The sequence below is a fragment of the Geobacter metallireducens GS-15 genome (genome assembly GCF_000012925.1).
Lineage (GTDB): Bacteria > Desulfobacterota > Desulfuromonadia > Geobacterales > Geobacteraceae > Geobacter > Geobacter metallireducens.
Genome location: NC_007517.1, coordinates 1,119,393 through 1,140,982, shown reverse-complemented (window position 1 = coordinate 1,140,982; position 21,590 = coordinate 1,119,393). Strand labels below are relative to the sequence as shown.

Below are 21,590 nucleotides of genomic sequence, written 5' to 3'. Positions count from 1 at the left end.
GACTTCAGCCTAGCAAAGCGAAGATGAAGGAAGGATTAAAGCTCGACACTTTTTTTGAAAGAATTTTGGAGGACAGATTCTGTGGCATCACGGGACTGAAACCGGTTGGAAATCGTTACGAAGGCTTGATGCCGTGCTTGCTGAGAAGGGCGTACAACCGCGACAGTGACAGTCCGGCAATGCGGCACGCCTCCTTGAGATCGCTGCCGGTGAGGGAGAGCAGATCGCGCAGGTATTCCTTTTCGGCCCGGGCGAGCACCGTTTCGCGAAAGTCCTGGAGCCGCGGCAGCGATTGGGTGATCCGATGGGGACCTGCCCCTGACACGGGTTGCTCCACGGCTGCCCGCGCGATCTGAACGCGGATGTCGGGGGGGAGGTGCTGGGGAAAGAGGGTCGGTTCCGTGCGGGCCGATGCGAGTGCCCGTTCGATCTGCTCGGTCCGCGGAATCAGGACCCGCACGGTCGTTCCCCTGCCCTGCTCGCTCTCCACCACGATCCCGTTCACTTCCTTGGGATCATCCAACGCGGAGGCTTATTCCAGACAGCTATCTGCCAGGGGCGCCAGAGATAGGAAACGGGTATCGACACGATGTGCACCAGCCGGGTGACCGGAAAGAGAACAAAGATGACAAAGGCGTTGAACAGGTGCACTTTAACCGGCAACGGGAGTGGAACAATGTATTTGATATCCGGGTTCAGGCATGCCAGGGAGTGGAGCCAGGGGACGGCCAGGGAAAGATACCAGAGGGAACCCCAGCGATACACGAAAGCATTGTAAAGTCCGGTACCCACTTGAAGAACAAGGACGGCCAACAGGAACAAGTCCATGACCGTGACAACCGCCCACGCCTTCGGACTGGCGATCCGCCTGAACAGAAGGACCACGATGCCGGCAAGGGTGAACAGCCCGAGGGCAAGGCCGGTCACTTCAAGGACGGCGAGACGGAGCGGGTCGCCCAGGAGGCGCCCCCAGGATGCGGGGAGGAGCAGTGCCGCGAGATGGGCGAGGAGAACCAGGACAATGCCGTAATGCCAGGCAACACTCCCCCAGAAAAGGGCCCGGTTCTCCAGAAACTGGGAAGAGAGGCTTGAAAAGGAAAACCGTTCCTTCGCATACCGATACACCCCGCCGCCCACTGCGACAACGAGGGCAACGTAGGGGAAAACACCGAAAAAGAGATAGTCAGTCATAGGGTCACCGCTGTTCGGGGCTGTTCCGGCCGGACGGGCAAGAAACCGGAGGATGGCGCAGATATGGTCCGACAGTCCGGAATCGACCGGCATATCGTGGCCATCACCATCCCCTTTTCGGAGGCCGAAGGAATCCCGTTCCCGCCTCCCCTTTCCGGTCAGCCGGATCGACCGACATTTCCATCGCCATCTCCCGCATGAAGGGGGGAACGGCGTGCCGCTCATCAAACCCGGCAAGTGACGTCATATGGTAGATCGCCTCGGCTTCCTCCGGGGTGGTGCCCGCTTCCGCGAGGAACCGTTCCAACTCGCCGGCCGGCACATCTCCCGTGGTGGCCGCTCGACGGTGAACACGGACCGCCGTGAGTTTCCGGTAGACCGCGCGGATGATTTCTTCATTGCCTGCCGAGAAGAGGGATGCGAGATAGCGAAGCGGCAAGCGCCCCTGCTCTAGGGAGGTGAAGAACTCCCCCCCGAGGTCATAGCAGCCATTTTCCCGATCGGCGGCAAGCGGCAGGAGCGGAGGGACGTAATAGAGCATCGGGACGGTGCCGAATTCGGGATGAAGCGGCAGTGCCAGCCGCCACTCCTTGACGAATCGATAGACCGGCGAATTACGGGCAGCGGCCAGGACCGCTGGGTGAATCCCCTCTTCCGCCGCCTTATTGACAACCTCGGGATCGGAGGGGTCGAGAATCATCTCCCGTTGCGCCTGCACCAGGTCGTGGTCGGGGCGCGAAGCACTCCGTTCGATTCGCTCCGCATCGTAGAGGAGCACTCCCAGGTAGCGGAGCCGCCCGACGCAGGAATGGAAACAGGCCGGGGCCTGGCCGGTCTCCTGGCGGGGATAGCAGAGGATGCATTTTTCCGACTTACCGCTACCCCAATTGTAATAGACCTTCTTGTAGGGACATCCCGAAACGCACATGCGCCAGCCCCGGCACTTCTCCTGACTCACCAGGACAATGCCGTCTTCGCCCCGCTTGTAGATGGCCCCGGAAGGACAGGCGGCCACGCACCCGGGATTCGCGCAGTGGTTGCAGATCCGGGGAAGATAGAAGAGGACCATCCGCTCCAGGAGGAAGAGTTGACGCCGTTCCGCCTCGCTCACGGCAGCAAGGTTCGGGTCATGAGCCCCATAGACGGGAGAGCCCCCGAGATCGTCGTCCCAGTTGGGCCCGGCCTCGATGTTGATGGGGTCTCCGGTCACCAGGGAGACCGGGCGTGCCACCGGCTGGTCATCCCCGGCCGGGGCGCTGAGGAGATCGCCGTACCGGTAGCTCCACGGCTCGTAATAGTCGTCAATGGTCGGGAGACGGGGATTGAAGAATAGCTTCGCCAATCCGCCACCCCGGGAGTGGAGCCGGAGGCGCGGTTCCCTGTCGGTTCGCTCCCACCCTCCCCGGTACTTCTCCTGGTCCTCCCAGAGGGTCGGATAGCCGGTCCCCGGCTTCGTCTCCACGTTGTTCCACCACATGTACTCGGCGCCCCGGCGGTCGCTCCAGATGTTCTTGCAGGCGATGCTGCACGTGTGGCAGCCGATACACTTGTCCAGGTTGAACACCATGGAAACCTGGGCACGGACTTTCATGGCGCTTCTCCTTCCTCAGATCCCGACGGGAATAACCGTTCCCTCTCCCCTCAATAGCGAAGGGCCCCCTCAAGCTTGTGCACATACACGTAGGTGTCCCGGTCGCTCCCCGGCGGTCCCCAGGCATTGAAGGCGTAGGAGAGCTGGCCATAGCCGCCGGCCATCAGCACCGGCTTCAACCGGGCTCGGGTCAGGCTGTTGTGCCCGCCGGCGCGCCTGTTCCCCCTGAGGGGGGAGAGGGGAACGGAAATGGTCCGCTCCGGCGCGTGATAGTAGATGCCGACCCCTCGGGGGATCCGGGCGCTTACCACGGCCCGGGTCACCACGACCCCATTGTCGTTGTACACTTCCACCCACTCGTTGTCCTTCACCCCGATCTCCTCGGCATCCCGGTCGTTCAGCCAGAAGGGCTCGATACCCCGGGACAGGGTGAGCATCCGGTGATTGTCGTAATAGGTCGTATGCATGTGCCACTTGCCGTGGGGGGTAAGGCAGTTGAGCATGAGAGCCTTGCCGACCGGCCTGCTCTTCGCCAGGTGGCCCGATTCCTCTGTGTCGATCCTTGTCTTGAAGGTCGGGAGGTGTTCGCCGAAGGCGCGATACCACCCGTGATCCAGATAGAAATGCTGGCGGCCGGTCAGGGTCCGCCAGGGGACCAAGCGCTCCACGTTGAGGCAATAGGGGGCGTAGGGGCGGCCGTTGTTGGTGACCCCCGACCAGCAGGGGCTCGTAAGGATGCGGCGCGGCTGGCTGACCAGGTCGCTGAAGCGATACCTGGTCCCCCGGTAGTCGGAGGCGAGGTCGGCGAGGGTGAGGCCGGTCTTCTCCTCCAGGGACCGGAAGGCGCGCCAGGCAACCTCGCCGTTGGTCTCGGGCGCAAAGTGGAGTATCGCGTTTGCCGCATCGACCGCCTCCGCAAGGGAGGGAAACCGCTTCCCCCCCCACTCGCGGACCGGAGCACTCTCCAGCAGTTCGTCGTAGAGATCGGCAACCGGCCACCGGAGTCCCCGCTCTTCGATCCCCTCCCGTTTTACCTCTTCACCCAGCGAGACAAAGCGGTCTAAGAGATGAACAAAATCCCGTTCAACCACGGCAAGCCGCGGCATGGTCGTGCCGGGAACCGCCTCGCACTCCCCCCGATGCCACCCCCTCACCTCGCTCTGGGCGATCTCGCCGGGGGTGTCGTGGAGAAGGGGCGCGGCAACGATGTCCCGAACCGGCTCAGGGAAGTGGATTCTTGCCAGTGCCGAGATCTTCTCCGCCAGGGCCTTGAATATCTCCCAGTCGCTCCGGGATTCCCAGCAGGGGGGGACGGCGGCCGACAGGGGGTGTATGAACGAGTGGAGATCCGTGGTATTCAGATCGTCCTTCTCGTACCAGGTGGCCGTGGGGAGGACGATATCGGAGTAGAGGGCCGAGGTGTCCATCCGGAAATTGATGTCCACGACGAGATCGAGCTTCCCCCGGGGGGCGGCATCCTGCCACGCCGCGTTCTCCACCTGCTCGGCGGCGCACTCGTCGGCGATGCTGCTGTCATGGGTGCCGAGATAGTGCCTGAGGAAGTATTCGTGCCCCTTGGCGCTGGAGAGGAGCGCGTTTCCCCGCCAGATGAGCCAGAGCCGGGGCCAGTTCTCCGGGGCATCCGGCTCTTCCACGGCGAAGCGGAGCCGTTTCTTCTCCAGTTCCTCCACGACCCAGCGGATAATCTCTTCGTCACCCTTCGCCCCCGCGGCCTCCGCCTCCTTCACGAGTTCGAGCGGGTTGCGGTCGAACTGGGGATAAAAGGGGAGCCATCCCATGCGGACCGCGTCCACCTGGAGATCCATGGGGTGACGGCCGGCCGGTCCCCCTTTCGGATCGGGACGCGGGTCGGCCGCCCCCCCGTCATAGCGCCATTGGTCGCTGTGGACGTAGTGGAACGACGGGGTGTTCTGGAACCGCCCCCCCTTTGTCCAATCCTTGGCAAAGGCGAGGAGAGACCAAGACGCCTCGGGAGCTACCTTCTCCTGGCCGGTGTAGTGGTTGAGCCCGCCGCCGTTCACCCCGACGCAGCCGCAGAGGATGAGGGCGGTGATTCCGGTCCGGTAGGTGAGGTTGCTGTGATACCAGTGGTTTGCGCCGGAACCGACGATGATGGTGCATTTCCCCCGGGTTCTCTCGGCGGTGCCGGCCCACTCCCGGGCAAAGCGGATCAGGGTCTCGCGGCCAACCCCGGTGTACTCCTCCTGCCAGGCGGGGGTTCCTGGCGCGGCGGCATTGTAATCCTCCGGATAGTCTCCGGACAGGCCCCGCCCGACGCCGAAGTTTGCCATGAGGAGGTCGAAGACCGTTGTGACGGGAGTTCTCCCGGTGGCGGTCTCCAGATACCTGACCGGAACGCCCCGCGCGACGCTGGTCCCGCCGGCGTAATCGGTGATGCTGACCGGCAGAACGTCGTCCCGCCCGTCGAGAAGGGAGAGAAGGGGCTCGATCTCCGCACCGTCGAGGCCATCCTTCATCTCCAGGTTCCACCTCCCCGCTTCCCTCTGCCAGCGGAACCCGATGCTCCCCCCGGGCATCCTCGGCTCCCCGCTCAGCCGGTCGAAAACGAGGAACTTCCACTCGCCGTTTTCCTCCCTCCGGTAACGGGGCAGGGATTCCGCCCGCAGAAGCCGCCCCGGCACATACCGTTCTCCATCCCCCCGGTCGAGCGTCACCAGGAACGGAGCGTCCGAATAGCGCGCGAGGTAGTCGGCAAAGTACGGGACGTGGCGCTCGACATAAAATTCCCTGAGAATGACATGGTTGACCGCCATCCAGAAGGCCCCGTCGTGGCCGGCGGTGACGGGAAGCCACCAGTCGGCGTATTTCGATACCTGGCTGAAATCGGGCGAGAGCACCACCAGCTTGGCGCCGTTGGTGCGGGCCTCCGCGACGAAATGGACGTCCGGGGTGCGCGTCATGGAGAGGTTTGTCCCCATGACCACAATATACTTGCTGTTGTACCAGTCGGCGCTCTCCGCCACGTCGGTCTTCTCCCCCCAGGTCTCGGGGGAGGCGGGAGGCAAATCGGCGTACCAGTCGTAAAAACTCAGCACCACCCCTCCCAGGAGCGAAAGGAGCCTGGTTCCGGCGGCGTAGCTGCACATGGACATGGCCGGGATGGGGGAAAACCCCACGATCCTGTCCGGGCCATACCGCTTGATCGTATAGAGCGTGGACGCGGCCGTGATCTCCAGGGCCTCGTCCCAGGAAGTCCGGCGAAACCCTCCCTTCCCCCGGGCCTGCTGGTAACTGCGCCGTTTCTCGCTGTCCTCCACAATGGAGCCCCAGGCGGCCAGCGGGTCGCTGTGCTCCTCCTTTGCCGCGCGCCAGAGGTCGAGGAGGCTTCCCCGGATCGTCGGATGCTTGATCCGGAGGGGACTGTAGAGGTACCAGGAAAAGGAGATCCCCCGCTGGCAGCCGCGGGGTTCATAGGGGGGAAGCCCCGCTTCGAGACGCGGATAGTCCGTGGCCTGCATCTCCCAGGCGACGATCCCTTCCTTCACGTAGACCAGCCACGAACACCCCCCGGTACAGTTGACGCCATGGGTGCTCCGCACGACCCGGTCGTGCTGCCAGCGGTTACGGTAGAATTCCTCCCATCGCCGCGCCTTCGGATCCGTCAACTCCTTGATCCATCGCATCTTCCCTCACCTCCCCGCCCGATTCGCCTCATCCACCAGGGTTCCGCGGACACTCCCGAGCCTCCGGCGCCCCAGGGCGCCAGTCAGGAGCAGGAGCACCAGGAATCCTCCCCCCGCCCACAAAGCAATACGCGTTGTTGCCGTCACCGGCGGCCGCGGTGCCACTTTTCTGAAAAAGGCCAGCAAATCCCCCTGCTCCCCGCGGGTAAGGGGATGGTCGCCGAAGATCGGTTTCATGGTCGGAAAGGGGAGCGTTGCAAGGGCAGAGGAGAGCGCCGTATCGCCGAACGTCGCGACGATCGTGGTCAGGTCGGGGCCGAGGGCGCCGCCCCCCAGGGGAGGAATGCCGGCCACCTGATGACAGGCGATACAGGGGGTGCCGCCTTGTGCGAAGGGGAGCGCGCCGGTAAAGAATTTCTCCCCCCTCGACGGATCTCCCTCCTCCTGAACGGGTGAGGCAGGGGGTTCGGCCTTGGATGGAGATATTCCTTCCGGGGCCGAAAGATAGTTGAGGAGGACATTGACCTGATCCTGGCCAAGCCCCAGGTTCGGCATCGGTACCTTGTTGGACTCCTGGAACAGCCTGGCGGCAACCGGATCCCCGCTTGCCAGCACCTTGTCCGGCGCGGAGATGAACCGTTCGAGCCATCCCCGGTCCCGCCGGGCCGTCACCCCCTTGAGGTCCGGACCCACCAGCCTGCCACCGCCTATGGTGTGGCAGGGAGAGCATTTCGCCTGGAAAAGGGCCTTTCCGTCCCCCTCTGCCCTCTCTTTGGAAGACCCCTGGTGGGGATGCATGGCGGAAGCCAGCAGCGCGATCACCATGGCAACGAGCATTCTTCGCGTCATGGCGCAGGCGGCACTGGCGGCCACCCCGCCGATGATCACCGTTTTCATCTCATCCCCCGCTCCCTCACGTATCGATCATGATGTCGTCGCCGACCACCTCAACACGGTAGGTTTTGAGGGTATAGTCGGGGAAATCCGTGCATCCCCCGTCCGCCAGTTTGTAGTGCCAGCCGTGCCGCGGGCAGGCAATGACCCCGTCCTTGACGATTCCCGCCAGCATGGGGCTCCCCTGGTGGGGGCAATAGTTCTCACAGGCGTAGATCTTCCCCTTGTCGTTGATCAGCACCACCTCTTCACCGCTGACGGTGACGAGTTTTTTCCCCCAGAGGGGGACTTCGGCGAGTTTCGCGGCAAACTGCATGTCGGTTTCCTCCTCATCCGGCTTAGGGCCTGATCGGCCTTCTCTCCTTAAAGTACTCGTAAAGCACTTGCTTCCAGTTCCTCGGCCTTCTCCTTAAGCCGCTGTTGCTCTTTCTTGATTTCTCCGGTCATCTCTTCTGTTTCCTCTTTCGCCCCTTTCATGGATTTCAGCTCCAGAAAGAATTGCAGATCAACAGGAGCCATGGGGTTCTGCACGGAGCAGGGAACCGCTTTTACGATTATCTTTCCGGAACAGGCGGGATGGTCGATCAGTTCGCGGTGAATTTTCCTCTCCTTGTTGCTTATCCGAATCCTTTCCCGGTAAGGCACGCCCCGCACCGTGACCTCCCGGATAATCGAGCTTTCAAACACAAAGGAGTCGAACACTCCAGAGGCGCACACGTTGTCATTTTCCGTGCTTTTGATCTTCTTTAGCGTTCCCCTTTCGAACACGAAAAAATCAAAGCACCCGGGCGCGTACTCCATGCCACGTATCGTGAGTTCCTTGGTAATTCCACCTTGAAGCCGTTCCAATACCCTGACCGCTTCCACATCTGACATATACCTCTGCGGGTTCTCAACACTGTCCAACACAACGGCCCAGACGGCCTCTAATTCTGCTCGCACCCATGTCCTGAAGGTTATTGCCATCATTGTCTGACCTCCGGAGAAGGATTATCGGGTAGTGGAGAAATGCGTATGCTGGCCGGCACGGACGGTGAAACGAGAAGGACAGCGTGTCGCCTGCGTCTTGCGGCCACCTTGACGGAATGATGTCCGGCTAGCTTTTCCAAAACCCTATTGATTTATCTTGAGGCTAATGTCTGGCGCAGCACATAGGGCAGAATCCCGCCATGACGGTAGTAATCGAGCTCGTTGGGGGTGTCGATGCGGACCAGCACCTGGAATTCCCTGCCGTTGCCGCCGGCGCTCCGGGCCGTGACCCGAAGCGTCCCGCCGGGAATCAGGGAGGCGAGCCCCTCGATTTCATAGGTTTCCTCTCCGGTGAGGCCGTGGGTCTCGCGGCTTTCTCCCGCCATGAACTGAAGCGGCAGGACCCCCATGCCGATGAGGTTGGAGCGGTGGATCCGCTCGAAACTCTGCGCAATCACCGCGCGGACCCCCAGGAGTCTAGTCCCCTTGGCGGCCCAGTCCCGGGAAGAACCGGTGCCGTACTCGGCGCCGGCCACAACGATGAGGGGAATGCCGTCCTGTTGGTAGCGCATTGCGGCGTCGTAGATGGGCATCGTCTCTCCCTGGTCCTTCCCCTGCGGGAAGTAATTCGTCATTCCCCCTTCGACCCCCGGCACCAGCAGGTTTCTGATCCGGACGTTGGCAAACGTCCCCCGGACCATTACTTCGTGATTGCCGCGCCGGGAGCCGTAGGAGTTGAAGTCCTCGGGCTTCACCCCTAGGGAGACGAGATAGCGGCCGGCCGGGGACTCCGGGGCGATGGCGCCGGCCGGGGAGATGTGGTCGGTGGTGACCGAGTCTCCCAGGAGCGCCAGCACCCGGGCGCCACGGATATCGTCAACCGGTGCCGGCACGGCCGTGACATCGGCGAAAAACGGCGGCTCCTTGAGATAGGTGGATGTTTCCTCCCATTGGTACAGCTCGCTGGCGGGAACGGGGAGCCCCTCCCAAGCCGTGTTGCCCCGCAGGATATCAGCGTAGCCGCGGCTGAAGTGCTCCGGCGTGACGTGGCGGCGCACCAGGTCGGCAACCTCTTCATCGGCGGGCCAGATATCCTTGAGGTAGACCGGCTGACCGTTTGGATCGATGCCGACCGGATCGCGGGTAAGATCCATGGCGATGTTGCCGGCCAGGGCGTAGGCCACCACCAGAGGAGGCGAGGCAAGGTAGTTTGTCCGGACATAGTTGTTGATCCGCCCCTCGAAGTTGCGGTTTCCCGACAGGACCGCCGCTACGGCAAGGCCGCCGTCCACAACGGCCCTGGCGATATGGTCGGGGAGCGGCCCACTGTTGCCGATGCAGGTGGTACAGCCATAACCCACGAGGTGGAAGCGGAGCCCTTCCAGGTATGCCGTGAGCCCGGCGGAGGCGAGATAATCGGTCACGACCCGGGAGCCCGGGGCGAAGCTGGTCTTCACCCACGGCTTGACCTGAAGGCCCCGCTGCACGGCGTTTCTGGCCAGAAGCCCGGCGGCCATGAGGACCGACGGGTTCGAGGTGTTGGTGCAACTGGTGATGGCGGCAATGACGATGGAGCCGTGGCAGAGGTTGTACGCCACGCCGTCGGGTTGTCTGACCGGCACGCACCGTTCCAAGGGACCGAGCTTCTCGTCCGGCGGGGAAATTGAAAGCTCCGGGGCCACATAGCGGGGAGCCCCCCCATCGCCGAACCAGCGGTCCAGGATGCCGCGGTCGATACGGGCCGTCTCGTTCTGCATGAGCCCTGCCAGGGATTTCCGGAATGAGCCGCGCACCTCTTTGAGGGGGATCCGGTCCTGGGGGCGGGAGGGGCCGGCCAGGCACGGCTCCACGGTGCCGAGGTCCAGCTCGATGGTGTCCGAATACCACGGCTCCGGCTGGTCGGCGTCGTACCACATGCCCTGCGCGCGATAATAGGCTTCGACGAGGGGGACCAGGGCGGCCCGACCGGTGAGGCGCAAATAGTCGAGGGTCTGACCGTCCACGGGGAAAATCCCAATGGTCGCCCCGTATTCGGGGGCCATGTTGCCGATGGTGGCGCGGTCGGCAACCGTGAGGGAGGCCAGCCCCGGGCCGAAGAACTCCACGAACGCGCCCACCACCCCCTTTTTGCGAAGCATCTGGGTGACCGTGAGGACCAGGTCCGTGGCCGTTGCCCCCGGAGGCAGCCTCCCCAGGAATCTGAACCCCACCACCCGGGGGATCAGCATGGAGCAGGGCTGGCCCAGGAGCGCCGCTTCCGCCTCGATCCCCCCCACGCCCCACCCCACGACGCCGAGGCCGTTGACCATGGTGGTGTGGGAGTCGGTGCCCACAAGGGTGTCGGGATAGACCCAGTTCTCACCATCCTGTTCGGCCACCATGGCAATCCGGGCGAGGTATTCGAGGTTGACCTGATGACAGATGCCGGTATCAGGCGGGATCACGCGAAAATTGCGGAACGCCCCCTGCCCCCAGCGGAGAAACTGGTAGCGTTCACGGTTACGCCGGAATTCGAAATCGGCATTTGCAGACGCGGCCGATTTGGTGCCGTAGCGATCCACCTGCACCGAGTGGTCGATGATGAGGTCGGCCGGCTGCAAGGGATTGATCCGGGCCGGATCGCCCCCCAGACGCTTCAGGGCCGCGCGCATGGCGGCGAGGTCGGCGATGGCCGGCACGCCGGTAAAGTCCTGGAGCAGAACCCGGGCCGGCATGAACTGGATCTCACGGTCCGGGAGAGTCCGGGGATGCCAGTGGCCGAGCGCCACGATATCGTCGCGTTCGACCGTAACTCCGTCCTCGCGGCGCAAAAGGTTTTCCAGAAGAATTTTGATGGAGTAGGGAAGCCGCGAAATATCCGCGCGGAACGACTCGGCGAACTTCGGCAGGGAATGGTAGTGGTAGCGGGATTGGCCAACGGCCAGAATCGCTCGGCTCTCGAAACTGTCGGGGTTGTTTCGTTGCATGCTCTCACCTCACGCTGTCTTTATGCAGAGCCCGCAGCTGATGCATTCTGCCTATCGGCCCCTGGCGATTCAGGTCAAACTTGCCGCAGCAGTTTGTTTATCTCATCCTTGATCTGGTCGTAACGATCCTTCCAAGCTTCATCGCTTTGCTCAGGGGCTTCTCTGAGGGATGTAACTTCTTTCCTGATCGCCCCGATTCTCTTTATGGTTGCCTGGTCGAGGAGAGAATTCTTCATGGCCTTGTCAAGATAGGCGGCGGCCCTGTCGAGCTCTTCTGCGGCCTTTGCCGACTCTCTGGTTATTACCTGGTACGTTTCCCCGTACGAGACGTGCAGCTTTGCTTCAATGAGATCATCGTCCACCGACAGGGTCGTTTCGGCCTCTTCCCATCGGGCTGCCAGATATTCAGATTCTCGCTCAGCAAGGGCCCTGCTCTTATTCCAGGCTGATGCCAACGCGGATTCAGCGGTATTATCCCCTTTGTCCAGTTTTTGTTCGAGCTCGGTCACGCTCCGGGAAAGTGTGCCAACCTCCTCCTTCCCCTTGACGTTTCCTGTCTTCGCTGCCTTTTCGAGATACATTCTTGCCTGCTCGATATACGTCCGGGCTTCAGCCGGTTTACCGGCGGCATAGGAGCGGGAGGCCCTCCAGAAACTGCTCTGTGCCCTTTGAAGCGCAGACTCCATGCCGACAGGAACCGCCTGAGCCTTTTCCTCCGCCACTTTTAGTGCCTCATCGGCCTTCGTGACATCGTTTCGGGCGAGATACTCCTTCGCCCTGGTCACATATGTCTCCGCTTTAGCTATTGGAAGTTCCACCTCTACAACAACGAGTTCGTTGTCAGCCAGGTGCAATTCCCTTTCAGCTCCTTTTTTCTCCCCCTTTTCCAGATACCTTTTGGCGTTGTCAATATGCCGTTTTGCCTTGTCTGTCGGGAAATACTCCTCTATATCGCGCAGGGCGCTAAAAATCGGCGGTAAATCCTCCATCACCCTCTGGGCGGTTTCGTACTCCAGATGTGTTCTGGCAATCCAGATGCGGTTTCTTACCACGGCAGTCGACAGGTCGGACCGGATGGTTTCCATGAGTAGTGTTGCCTCGTTCAGGTCATGACGAGCCTTTTCCAGCATCTTCTGGTGAATGTCCGCCCGCGCCTGGACTATGGAGCGGAGCGCCATGACCGCGGTCCTGGAAATGACCCCTTCCTCACGCTGGGTTATGCTCCTGTAAAGACCGGCCGAAGGAGTATCGACTGCTTCGGCTGGAGCAGCTGGGCAGAATGGGAGGTAACCTGCCAGAACTGCCAAGAGAACGAACGCTGATCGTTTCATGCCTTACTCCTCCTTTAGTCAATGCTTCAGCCGATAGGCACCAATCTTACTGCCGTGCCTGAGAGACACCCCTACGAAGTTTCCAGCGTCACATAGAAAGTCTGACTTCCCCGATTGAGCAGCAAGAGGACCGGTTGCCCCTTTGCGGACTTCTCCAAGGCACTGCTCAAGTCCGCCAGGTTTCTGACCGGTTTGCGATTAACTTCCTTGATCACATCCCCCGCCCGGATACCCGCATCTTCGGCGATGCTCCCGGGCTCCACTCCGGCAACGACAACTCCCGTTTTCTCTTTGATCCCGAGTTGTTGCCGCACCTTGGGGGTAATGTCGACAAACGTCATTCCGAAGCTGTCCGTCGGCGCCTCGGTCTGGGCGGCAATCCTCTGTTCCGTGAGTTCCTCGACCCTCACCCTGCAATGCACCTCTTTCCCTTCCCTGAGCACCGTGACATCCACCTCTTTGCCGACCGGGGTTTCCGCTACGATTCGGGGCAGTTCCATGGAGTCCTTCACATTTTTCCCGTCAAAGGAAAGGATGATATCTCCCCGCCTGATTCCCCCTTTGGCGGCCGGTCCTCCTTCCGCGATGTCGGAGACGAGGGCCCCCTTCGCCTCCTTGAGGCCAAAGGAGGCGGCCAGGTCGGGGGTTACGGTCTGGATCGTAACACCGAGCCATCCCCGCACCACTTTCCCCTTCTCCTGCAACTGCTTGAGCACCATTTTGGCCATGCTGCTCGGGATGGCAAAGCCGAGCCCCTGCCCGCCGGGGACGATGGCGGTATTGATCCCGATCACCTCCCCTTTGAGGTTGACCAGGGGGCCGCCGCTGTTGCCAGGGTTGATGGGGGCGTCGGTCTGGAGGAAATTGTCATAGGGCCCGGAACCGATCACCCTCCCGGTGGCGCTGATGATCCCCTGGGTCACGGTGTGTTCGAGACCGAACGGGTTCCCCACTGCAAGCACCCAATCACCAACTCTCATTTTGTCGGAGTCGCCGAGGGGGAGGACGGGGAGATTTCTGAAGGGGGAAGATATCTTGATCAGCGCAAGATCGGTTTTGGGATCCCTTCCGATAACCTTGGCCTTGAATTCTCTGCCGTCAGAGATCTTGACCTTTATCTCCTCGGCATTATCCACCACGTGGTTGTTGGTGACGATGTACCCGTCCTTGTCGGTGATGATCCCGGAGCCGAGACTCTGCTGTTTCAGCTCACGGTCGGGCATGTCGCCGAAAAAATGCTTGAAGAAATCACCAAACGGCCCTTCTTCCTCGGGGCCGAAAAAGTGCCTGAAGGGATTGCCGGGTACTTTGACGGTTGATGTGGTGCTGATGTTCACCACGGCGGGTCTGATTTTTTCGGCGAGATCGGCGAATGATTGGGGGAATCCCACGAATTCGGTCTTGCTCCTCCCGTCGCATCCCCCCAGGAAAATTAGCGAAATCAGGAGAAAAGCTGTCAGAAGGGATATTTTGCCAGCAGATTTCAGCGTCCAATGCTTCATGGTGTTCCTCCCTGAACGAAAGCCCATGGAGATAGGAGCAAGTTGGCCATCAGGCTCTCGGCGACAAGGACTCAGAGCATCATAATTTTTCTCACAGAGCTTCCCTCACCAATCTCCTCAACCGGCAAGCCTTCCTGACAATAGGCCTCGAACCCGCCAATCAGGGAATGAGCGTCTTTCCAGCCATGTTCCTGAAGCAGCCGGGCCACCCTGGCGCTCGGTTCATCCCCGGGGCAGGTTGAATAAACAACGACGGTACGCTCCCGCGGAATTTCCTCCAGATGAGCCTCCACCTTGTCATCGTCGATTCGCAATGCGCCCCGTACCTGCATGACCGCCAGGTCCCAGTCCTGGTGGTGCCGGAGGTTAACAAAAAACAGCTGTTCTCCGGCGTTCATGCGCGCTTTTACTTCTGCCGCGGAAATTTCGAACCCGTACTTCATCAAACACCTCCTTCGCGGACCGCCCCTCAATCTTCTCCTTCGTCACCCGCCTGCTTGTCAATCTGTGGCGGCTTTCCCTTCCTGAAGTAGAAAAAAATGACAAAGAAGAGGATGAACAGGATGATCAGTATGTAAATCAAGGCCGCTGTTGTTCCAAACCATTCCCAGGTTTTTTCAGTCATGGTCTTTTCCCCTTTCACCTTAAGAATCCGAAGCCCTGCCTACCCAGCTTTCTCAGCCAGATGTTCGAAGCGCTGATGGACATCAAGGCCTATCTTTCGTTCCACTGTCTCGAACTGTTCCACCAGTCCCTCCTGTTCCCGATCGTCCAGGATCTTGTCGGTCATGGGAAACAGGAGGTAGTTTTCCCTCCAGATATGCCCCGGATAGAGCGCTACGACGCCACGCAGGGTCGTTACCAGAAAGTGCCCCATTCCCGAGGGTTCCTTGAGATACGCCTCGACCGCCGCCCCCAAGTCGGTCGTCAGTTTGCCGGCAGCCTGGTGTTCGCGAGTCAGCATACCGATCGGGCACCCCGCTACCGGCACTCCTTTCTTTACCAGAAGTGGGAAGAGGTGATTTTCTTCCTTTTCGTGATGGCACTTCTCCACGAATACCCGCATGAAGTCCACGAGATTGACGAGTGTCTCTTTTTCCGCCACCTGCCCCTCGAACACCCGGTCAGCCAGCGCGGCCATGGCGCCGACCACCTGCTGGATCAGGTGGTGCTCTTCTTCGAGTATCTGTGTCGCTCTCTTTTCCATTGCCTGCCTCCGCATTCGGGCATGACTGTCTCAATCAAGCCGATCTTTCCAACTTCTCTGCTGCTTCGTTATGGCTATCCGGCGATCACCTCGTAGAAGGCAGGGACAGGTCTACCATCAAACAATGGCATGACTTGTTCACCGTACATGTCGTGAACGGGGCTGTTGTGCATGGCTTGGAAGGCAGCCCGGGTTTCAAATTCAACGATGGCGGCATAGGTCTCGCCTTCCACCGACTTCAGGAGCCTCCTCCGAACAAAACCCTCGAATCCGGAAAACACTTGGTTCGACGACGCAAACCATTGCTGGAATTCTGTCTCTTTGCCCGCCTTGATTGGCGGAAAGTTAACTATGACAACAAACATGGCAACCTCCACGTTCCAAAAGTTCTTTTCCTCGTCGATTGTCGTCCTGAATCTATTCAGTTATTTTTCCTCCATGGCGAAAGTTCTTCGTCGTGAAATGCATTGTTATTTTTGAACATTATCACTGAAACCGGCAACCGCAACTATTGCCGTAGCGCCAAGGCAGGTCGAACATCCGCAACATGAAAACTCACAACTTCACCGTGAGAGGCCGCTGGCAGGATGGTACCCGCCAGGGACAGAACGAAAGGCGATCCCCAAGCGGTTCCAACCATTTATTGCGACGACGGCAAGCGTGAGGTTAACAAGCTCAACATCGGTGAACTGTTTCCGGGCTTCCTCATAAACCCCATTAGGTACATGACCATTGGTGACTAACGTCAGAGCTTCGGTCCAGGCCAATGCAGCCTGTTCCCGCTCAGTGTAAAACGGTGATTCCCGCCAGGCATCCAGTTCGTAAAGCCGCTGCTCGGTTTCACCTCGCGCCCGGGCATCCTTCGAATGCATGTCGATGCAATAGGCACAACCATTGATCTGCGATGCCCGCATCTTTATCAGGTCGAGCAGTGGGCTTTCCAGACCGCTCTTTTCGACCTGATGTTCTAGACACATCATCGCTCTGTATACGTCAGGCACCACTTTGACATATTCGATTCGCATCCGCTGCCTCCTTGCATGAAGTCTCCCTTGTCAACCCGTGGGGCTTTTATACTTACCTCCTCCAGGTAAAAGTTTAGGCGCCGAACACGTTCGGCGCCCCTTGGACACGTAACAACCTGTATTCCATTGTATGTTGCACCAAGGGTACTATGCTTCCCCAGGAATGCAACCAGGCGGACAATTGATCCGCTGGCAAAGAGGACCTGGACACGATTCCGGCGAAGGAAGGCATCAGGCCTAACCTCTCATCATTTTTGGCGGGCGGTAAAACCCACCAATTCTGTAATGCCTTTGCACCCGCCTTCATAGAATTTTGCCACTATCCTCCCCTGCGCTATACTCTACTTCAACAACAACATCAACGCCTCCCGCCCAGCAACGCACTGGAGTTGGCAGGGCTGCCGGCCGGCAGCGGTATTTCGAACGGGGATGAAGGCGTTCAGGAGGATCGGCAATGGGTAAGCGTATCATGCCGTGGCTGCTGGCAGGCTTGTTCATGGCACCGCCGGCAGCGATCGGAAAGGAGGCACGCACCATGAGTGAACTGCAGATTTCGAGTCCGGCATTCACCCACAAGGGAGCGATCCCGGCCCGTTTCACCTGCGACGGGCAGGACATCAACCCGTCCCTGGCGTTCGGCAACATCCCGGCCGGCACCAAATCCCTTGCTCTCATCGTCGACGACCCGGACGCGCCGGTGGGAATGTGGGTCCACTGGGTGATGTGGAACATCCCCCCTGAAACGAGGGAGATCAGGGAGAACAGTGTCCCCGCCGACGCCATCCAGGGGCTCAATGACTGGAAGAAAAACCGCTACGGCGGCCCCTGCCCCCCGTCGGGGACCCACCGCTACTTCTTCAAGCTCTACGCCCTCGACTCGAAACTCACCCTGGCGCCGGCCACCACCAAAACCGCGCTGGAACGAGCCATGACGGGGCACATCCTGGCGCGGGGAGAGCTGATGGGGACCTATCGCAGGCACTAACCCTTCCCATCGAACTCCTCACCCTCGGCGACGAGCTTTCTCAGCTTCTTCGCGCCGGCCCGCTCCATGGGCTTGCCGGTTATACTGCTCTTGGGGATACGACGGATGTCCGCGAGGGGATAGACGGTGCATTCGACAACCACCCCATCGTCATCAAGGTAGATATGGGGATAGTCGAAGAACTCCCCGCCGTGACGGATGGTAACGATCTCCAGTTCGTACGGTATCCCCTTGCCACGGAGAAATTCCTCTACCTCCTCATTGGAAGCGGCGAAGAGGTGGAGGTCGATGTCGCTATGCGCTGTCACCGCGCCGGTGAGGACCGACCCCACGAGACGGGGCTCGAACGGCGCCAGCATTTCCATGAGCCGGAGGGCCGCGCACCTCAGGCGGAGCAGCCGTTCCGGCAGCACATCTTCTTCGTGGAGGCCGATGAGGCGCTGCAGCTCCCCATGGATCTCGGCATTAGACGGAAGGTGGGAGCCCAATGACAGGGCCTTCTCGGGACCGAAGCGCCGGGCCGCCTTCCGCTTGGCGTCACGGTATTCCCGCACCCCTTCCTCGTACATGAGCCGCGCCGCCTCCTGGGCGATGCTGCGCCGTATCCTGTCTTCCTTTCGCACGATTGCCCCGGCGCCCCCTCCGGCCCCGCCGTGAAGCGCGATGCCGGATACGTGGTATACTCTCTTTTGATAATTCATCCTCATCTTTAAGTATACCCGAACGGGCTCCATCACGGGAGATTCGGAGGAGAACATGACACGGATGTCCAGAGAGCGTCAGGAACGGCTTATGGAACTGCTGCTGGCCGAGAAGAGGCGGCTGTGGGGCGAGGTGCGGCGGGAGTTGTTCGGCCAGGTGGGAGGAGAGCTGCAGAGCCAGAACGACCTTCCCCAGGATGTGGGTGATCGGGGGCTCATCGATACGCTTGAGGACACCGGTATGGCCGTGGCTGATATTCGCCGGCAGGAACTGACCCGGATGGACGAGGCCCTGGGCCGGCTGAAGGAGGGACGTTACGGCTTCTGCGATGAGTGCGGTGCAGAAATCGACGAAGGCCGGCTCCGGGTGGCCCCCTACGCCCCCTGTTGCATCAGTTGCCAGACTCGCCGGGAAGGCCCCTCGTACGGGCCGGGCGTAACGCTCTGAGAGTCGGAGGGTATGCCATGAAAGAAGCCATGTTCTACAAGCGGGAGAGCGGCAACAGGGCCCACTGTGGCCTCTGCCGCCACCGGTGCATGATCGCCGACGGCTCCCGGGGCATCTGCGCGGTTCGTGAGAACCGGGGGGGTACCCTCTATTCGCTGGTCTACGGCAAGCTGGTTGCCGAGAACGTTGACCCCATCGAGAAAAAGCCCCTCTTCCACGTACTGCCGGGAAGCAAGTCATTTTCCATCGCCACGATGGGGTGTAACTTCCGCTGCCACCACTGTCAGAACTATTCCATCTCCCAGGTGGCTCCCAAAGGCCCCGTTGCCGGGATTCAACAGACACCGGAATCCGTGGTGGAAAAGGCCCTGGCAACGGGATCCCGCTCCATCGCCTATACCTACACCGAGCCCACCATCTTCTTCGAGTTCGCCTATGACACCGCCCGGCTCGCCCGCCAGGCGGGACTTCTGAATGTGTTCGTTACCAACGGCTACATCACCCGGGAGGCGCTGACGGCCATCGCCCCCTATCTGGACGCGGCCAACATCGACCTGAAGGGGTTCACGGAGGACTTCTACCGCGATTACGTCCATGGCCGCCTGTCAGAGGTTCTCGACTCCATTATCGAGTACCGGAAGCAGGGGATCTGGATCGAGCTCACCACCCTCGTCATCCCGGGTCTCAACGACTCCGACGGCGAGCTGAAGGGTATCGCCTCCTTCATCGTCGACAACCTGGGGGCCGACACCCCATGGCACGTGACCCAGTTCTACCCCACCTACAAGCTGACCGACCGTCCCCGGACGCCGGTGGAGACGCTGCGGCGGGCCCGCGACATCGGCAAGGCGGCGGGACTCAACTACGTTTATGAAGGGAATGTCCCCGGCGAGGGGGGAGAGAATACCTGGTGTCCATCCTGCTCTGCCCTGCTCATTGAGCGCTACGGCTACCTGATCGAGAATAACCAGATCCGGGACGGGAGGTGCCCCGACTGCGGCACAACCATTGTCGGCATCGGCATGTGATCCGGCTTTTCATTCCAGCATGAAATAAAACGTTGCCCCTTTCCCCACTTGGCCTTCAGCCCAGACCTTCCCGCCGTGGCGGTGGATGATACGCTGGACCGTGGCCAACCCGATCCCGATCCCCTCGAATTCCGCCTCGCTGTGCAGCCGCTGGAATGCCCCGAACAGCTTCCCCGCATAGGCCATATCAAAGCCGGCCCCGTTGTCCCGCACAAAGCAGGCACGTTTCCCCGTCACCTCCATGGTCCCGAGCTCTATGCAGGCGTCATTATTCTTCGACGTGTATTTCCACGCATTACCGAGAAGATTATCCATGACTATCCGCAGGAGACGGGGATCGGCCATGACCACGACACCATCTTCGATGTCAACCGTCACGTTCCGGTCCGGGCCGGATTTGGCAAGCTCCCCCACGATTTCTCTGGCCATGGCCGAAACATCGACGGGGTGCAGGTCTATTTCCGTGCGTGTCATTCGCGACAGTTGCAAGAGGGCGTTGACCAGGGTGTCCATCTTCATGGCGGCGGCCCGAATCCGCTGGAGACAATCCATCCCCGACTCGTCCAGTTTCGAGGCGCACTCCTCCTCGAGTATCCTGCTGAACCCATCGAGATGGCGCAGCGGCGCGCGCAGGTCGTGGGAGACCGAATAGCTAAAGCTCTCCAGCTCCCGGTTGACCGTTTCCAGCGCCACCTTCTGCCGCAACAGATCCAGGTTCAACCGCGTTATCTCTCCCTGCGCCTTCTTCCGGTGCTCTATCTCCTTTTTCAAGGCGGAATTCGCCGCCTCAAGCTCGGCGGTCCTGTTTCTGACCCGCTGCTCAAGGTCAGTGTTGAGTTTGAGTATCTCCTCTTCCGCATGCTTCCGTTCGGTTATGTCCTCCACAAACCCCTCAAGGAAAGCGACGTCACCGTTGTCGTTACGCACTGCTCTCATGGAGAGGGTGGCGATAAATACCGTTCCATCCTTGCGTCGGTACAAGACCTCACTCCGGGCAAACGTAGCCGATTCCAGGACCGACCGGATAAGCTCGGTGCGTTGCATTGGATCGACAAAAAGCTGCGACGTAATATCGGTCACGGCGCCGACTATTTCCTCAGGAGTATCGTAGCAAAACATCCCGGCAAGGGTTGCGTTGACTCCCAGAAACCTGCCACCAATGGTGGACTGGAAGATGCCAACGGGCGCACTCTCGAAGATGTTCCTGAATTTTTCCTCTGACCTGCGGAGGGCCGCTTCCGACTGGTTTCGCAGGGTTTCGCGCTCAAGGCTGAGGAGTCCGAAGGATATGGTCTGCGCTACCTCTTCGAGCAGCGCCACCTCATGTTCGCCGAAGAAATTCACCTCATGGTCATACACCATCAGGGCGCAGCAGACGTCCTCACCCAAGCGGATGGGAAACCCCGCGACGGAATGCCATCCCGCTCGGGCCGCTGACTCTCGCCACGGCAACGTGCGCGGATCGTTCAGGAAATCATTGCAGACATACGTGTGCCCCTCGCGAATGGCTGTCCCGCAAGGGCCACGTCCCTCGGGGCGATCGTCGGCATAGATGCGGATACCGTTCAGGTAACCGGTTTCGTCCCCCTCCTGGGCTGCCACCTTGATCTCGTGGGTAGCGGGATTGTGCTGGCCGATCCAGACCATGGAGAACTTGCCGGCCTCAACCAGGACACGGGTCACTTCCCGGAACAGCTCCTCCCGTGTCCTGATACGGACAATGGCATGGTTAACCTGACTGAGGGCCGCGTAGAGACGGTTGAGGCGTTTTATCTCCCGCTCCTGCTGGTTGTGCTCTTCACCCTGCCGCGACGCATCTTCCATCAACACTCCCCTGCGCCGTTTCTACCGGTTGGCGGACGGCGCATAGTTCCCCTTTCTCGTATACCGCGCATCCAGGCCATGTCAATCAAGGCACGTGCAAAACTACTGCGGGGCCGATCCGGAACAAAAAAAGGAGCCCATGGGCTCCTTTTCCGCTGCTTCAGTGTCGCCCCAGGGCCGGGCAATGTTGAAGTATTAAAACAGAAGGAAGCCTGTTGAAAAAGGGCAAAATATAGAATGGTAACACCGAGGGGTCGGCAACC

20 protein-coding genes are annotated in these 21,590 nt (G+C 60.5%); 3 read left to right on the top strand and 17 right to left on the bottom strand.

All coding sequences use genetic code 11. From position 1 onward, the window contains the following. Window positions 1-115: 115 nt before the first annotated feature. The 15 genes from GMET_RS05115 to GMET_RS05050 all read right to left on the bottom strand — a co-directional run bounded on the left by GMET_RS05115 (window position 116) and on the right by GMET_RS05050 (window position 16,341). Entirely contained in the window at window positions 116-505 is a 390-nt protein-coding gene (locus tag GMET_RS05115; RefSeq protein ID WP_004513194.1) for a hypothetical protein, read from the bottom strand. Continuing rightward, complete coding sequence (gene narI / locus GMET_RS05110) at window positions 502-1,284, bottom strand: respiratory nitrate reductase subunit gamma (protein WP_004513193.1); 783 nt, start codon at window positions 1,282-1,284, stop codon at window positions 502-504. Before narI ends, GMET_RS05115 begins: the two co-directional genes overlap by 4 nt. A gap of 10 nt (window positions 1,285-1,294) precedes the next feature. Then, window positions 1,295-2,782 (bottom strand): nitrate reductase subunit beta, encoded by a 1,488-nt coding sequence (gene narH, locus GMET_RS05105; protein WP_004513192.1) that lies wholly within the window; start codon window positions 2,780-2,782, stop codon window positions 1,295-1,297. Window positions 2,783-2,832: 50 nt separating this feature from the next. Beyond that, window positions 2,833-6,447 (bottom strand): nitrate reductase subunit alpha, encoded by a 3,615-nt coding sequence (locus GMET_RS05100; RefSeq protein ID WP_004513191.1) that lies wholly within the window; start codon window positions 6,445-6,447, stop codon window positions 2,833-2,835. Between the two features lie 6 nt (window positions 6,448-6,453). Next, complete coding sequence (locus tag GMET_RS05095; protein WP_004513190.1) at window positions 6,454-7,344, bottom strand: c-type cytochrome; 891 nt, start codon at window positions 7,342-7,344, stop codon at window positions 6,454-6,456. A 16-nt stretch (window positions 7,345-7,360) separates the two neighbouring features. Next, entirely contained in the window at window positions 7,361-7,657 is a 297-nt protein-coding gene (locus tag GMET_RS05090; RefSeq protein WP_004513189.1) for a Rieske (2Fe-2S) protein, read from the bottom strand. Between the two features lie 47 nt (window positions 7,658-7,704). Further along, entirely contained in the window at window positions 7,705-8,310 is a 606-nt protein-coding gene (locus GMET_RS05085) for a hypothetical protein (protein WP_004513188.1), read from the bottom strand. 152 nt (window positions 8,311-8,462) lie between these two features. Beyond that, window positions 8,463-11,276, bottom strand: coding sequence for an aconitate hydratase AcnA (gene acnA / locus GMET_RS05080; RefSeq protein WP_004513187.1), 2,814 nt, complete (start codon window positions 11,274-11,276; stop codon window positions 8,463-8,465). Between the two features lie 74 nt (window positions 11,277-11,350). Continuing rightward, the gene (locus GMET_RS05075) at window positions 11,351-12,607 is read right to left on the bottom strand and encodes a YfdX family protein (protein ID WP_004513186.1); all 1,257 of its coding nucleotides are present in this window, start codon (window positions 12,605-12,607) and stop codon (window positions 11,351-11,353) included. Between the two features lie 71 nt (window positions 12,608-12,678). Next, window positions 12,679-14,109, bottom strand: coding sequence for a DegQ family serine endoprotease (locus GMET_RS05070; protein ID WP_004513185.1), 1,431 nt, complete (start codon window positions 14,107-14,109; stop codon window positions 12,679-12,681). A 71-nt stretch (window positions 14,110-14,180) separates the two neighbouring features. Then, window positions 14,181-14,552: a rhodanese-like domain-containing protein gene (locus GMET_RS05065; RefSeq protein WP_004513184.1), complete on the bottom strand. Its 372-nt coding sequence runs from the start codon at window positions 14,550-14,552 to the stop codon at window positions 14,181-14,183. A 26-nt stretch (window positions 14,553-14,578) separates the two neighbouring features. Next, window positions 14,579-14,734: a hypothetical protein gene (locus GMET_RS18740; protein ID WP_004513183.1), complete on the bottom strand. Its 156-nt coding sequence runs from the start codon at window positions 14,732-14,734 to the stop codon at window positions 14,579-14,581. A gap of 39 nt (window positions 14,735-14,773) precedes the next feature. Next, window positions 14,774-15,316 carry a hemerythrin domain-containing protein gene (locus GMET_RS05060; protein WP_004513182.1) on the bottom strand — a complete coding sequence of 181 codons (543 nt, stop codon included), beginning with the start codon at window positions 15,314-15,316 and terminating at the stop codon, window positions 14,774-14,776. A 74-nt stretch (window positions 15,317-15,390) separates the two neighbouring features. Beyond that, complete coding sequence (locus GMET_RS05055) at window positions 15,391-15,681, bottom strand: antibiotic biosynthesis monooxygenase family protein (protein ID WP_004513181.1); 291 nt, start codon at window positions 15,679-15,681, stop codon at window positions 15,391-15,393. Window positions 15,682-15,879: 198 nt separating this feature from the next. Continuing rightward, complete coding sequence (locus GMET_RS05050) at window positions 15,880-16,341, bottom strand: carboxymuconolactone decarboxylase family protein (protein ID WP_004513180.1); 462 nt, start codon at window positions 16,339-16,341, stop codon at window positions 15,880-15,882. A 454-nt stretch (window positions 16,342-16,795) separates the two neighbouring features. On the opposite strand from GMET_RS05050, the gene GMET_RS05045 reads away from it, so the two are divergent. Then, window positions 16,796-17,326 (top strand): YbhB/YbcL family Raf kinase inhibitor-like protein, encoded by a 531-nt coding sequence (locus GMET_RS05045; protein ID WP_004513179.1) that lies wholly within the window; start codon window positions 16,796-16,798, stop codon window positions 17,324-17,326. Here the strand turns inward: GMET_RS05045 and GMET_RS05040 are convergent. Next, window positions 17,323-17,949: a hypothetical protein gene (locus GMET_RS05040; RefSeq protein ID WP_011365761.1), complete on the bottom strand. Its 627-nt coding sequence runs from the start codon at window positions 17,947-17,949 to the stop codon at window positions 17,323-17,325. The two genes, GMET_RS05045 and GMET_RS05040, sit on opposite strands and share 4 nt — an antisense overlap. Before the next feature lie 133 nt (window positions 17,950-18,082). On the opposite strand from GMET_RS05040, the gene GMET_RS05035 reads away from it, so the two are divergent. Next, window positions 18,083-18,475, top strand: coding sequence for a TraR/DksA family transcriptional regulator (locus tag GMET_RS05035; RefSeq protein WP_011365760.1), 393 nt, complete (start codon window positions 18,083-18,085; stop codon window positions 18,473-18,475). Between the two features lie 17 nt (window positions 18,476-18,492). After that, complete coding sequence (amrS, locus tag GMET_RS05030) at window positions 18,493-19,503, top strand: AmmeMemoRadiSam system radical SAM enzyme (protein WP_004513176.1); 1,011 nt, start codon at window positions 18,493-18,495, stop codon at window positions 19,501-19,503. A gap of 9 nt (window positions 19,504-19,512) precedes the next feature. On the opposite strand, the gene GMET_RS05025 is transcribed toward amrS, so the two are convergent. Continuing rightward, the gene (locus GMET_RS05025) at window positions 19,513-21,327 is read right to left on the bottom strand and encodes a GAF domain-containing protein (protein WP_004513175.1); all 1,815 of its coding nucleotides are present in this window, start codon (window positions 21,325-21,327) and stop codon (window positions 19,513-19,515) included. Window positions 21,328-21,590: the final 263 nt, after the last annotated feature.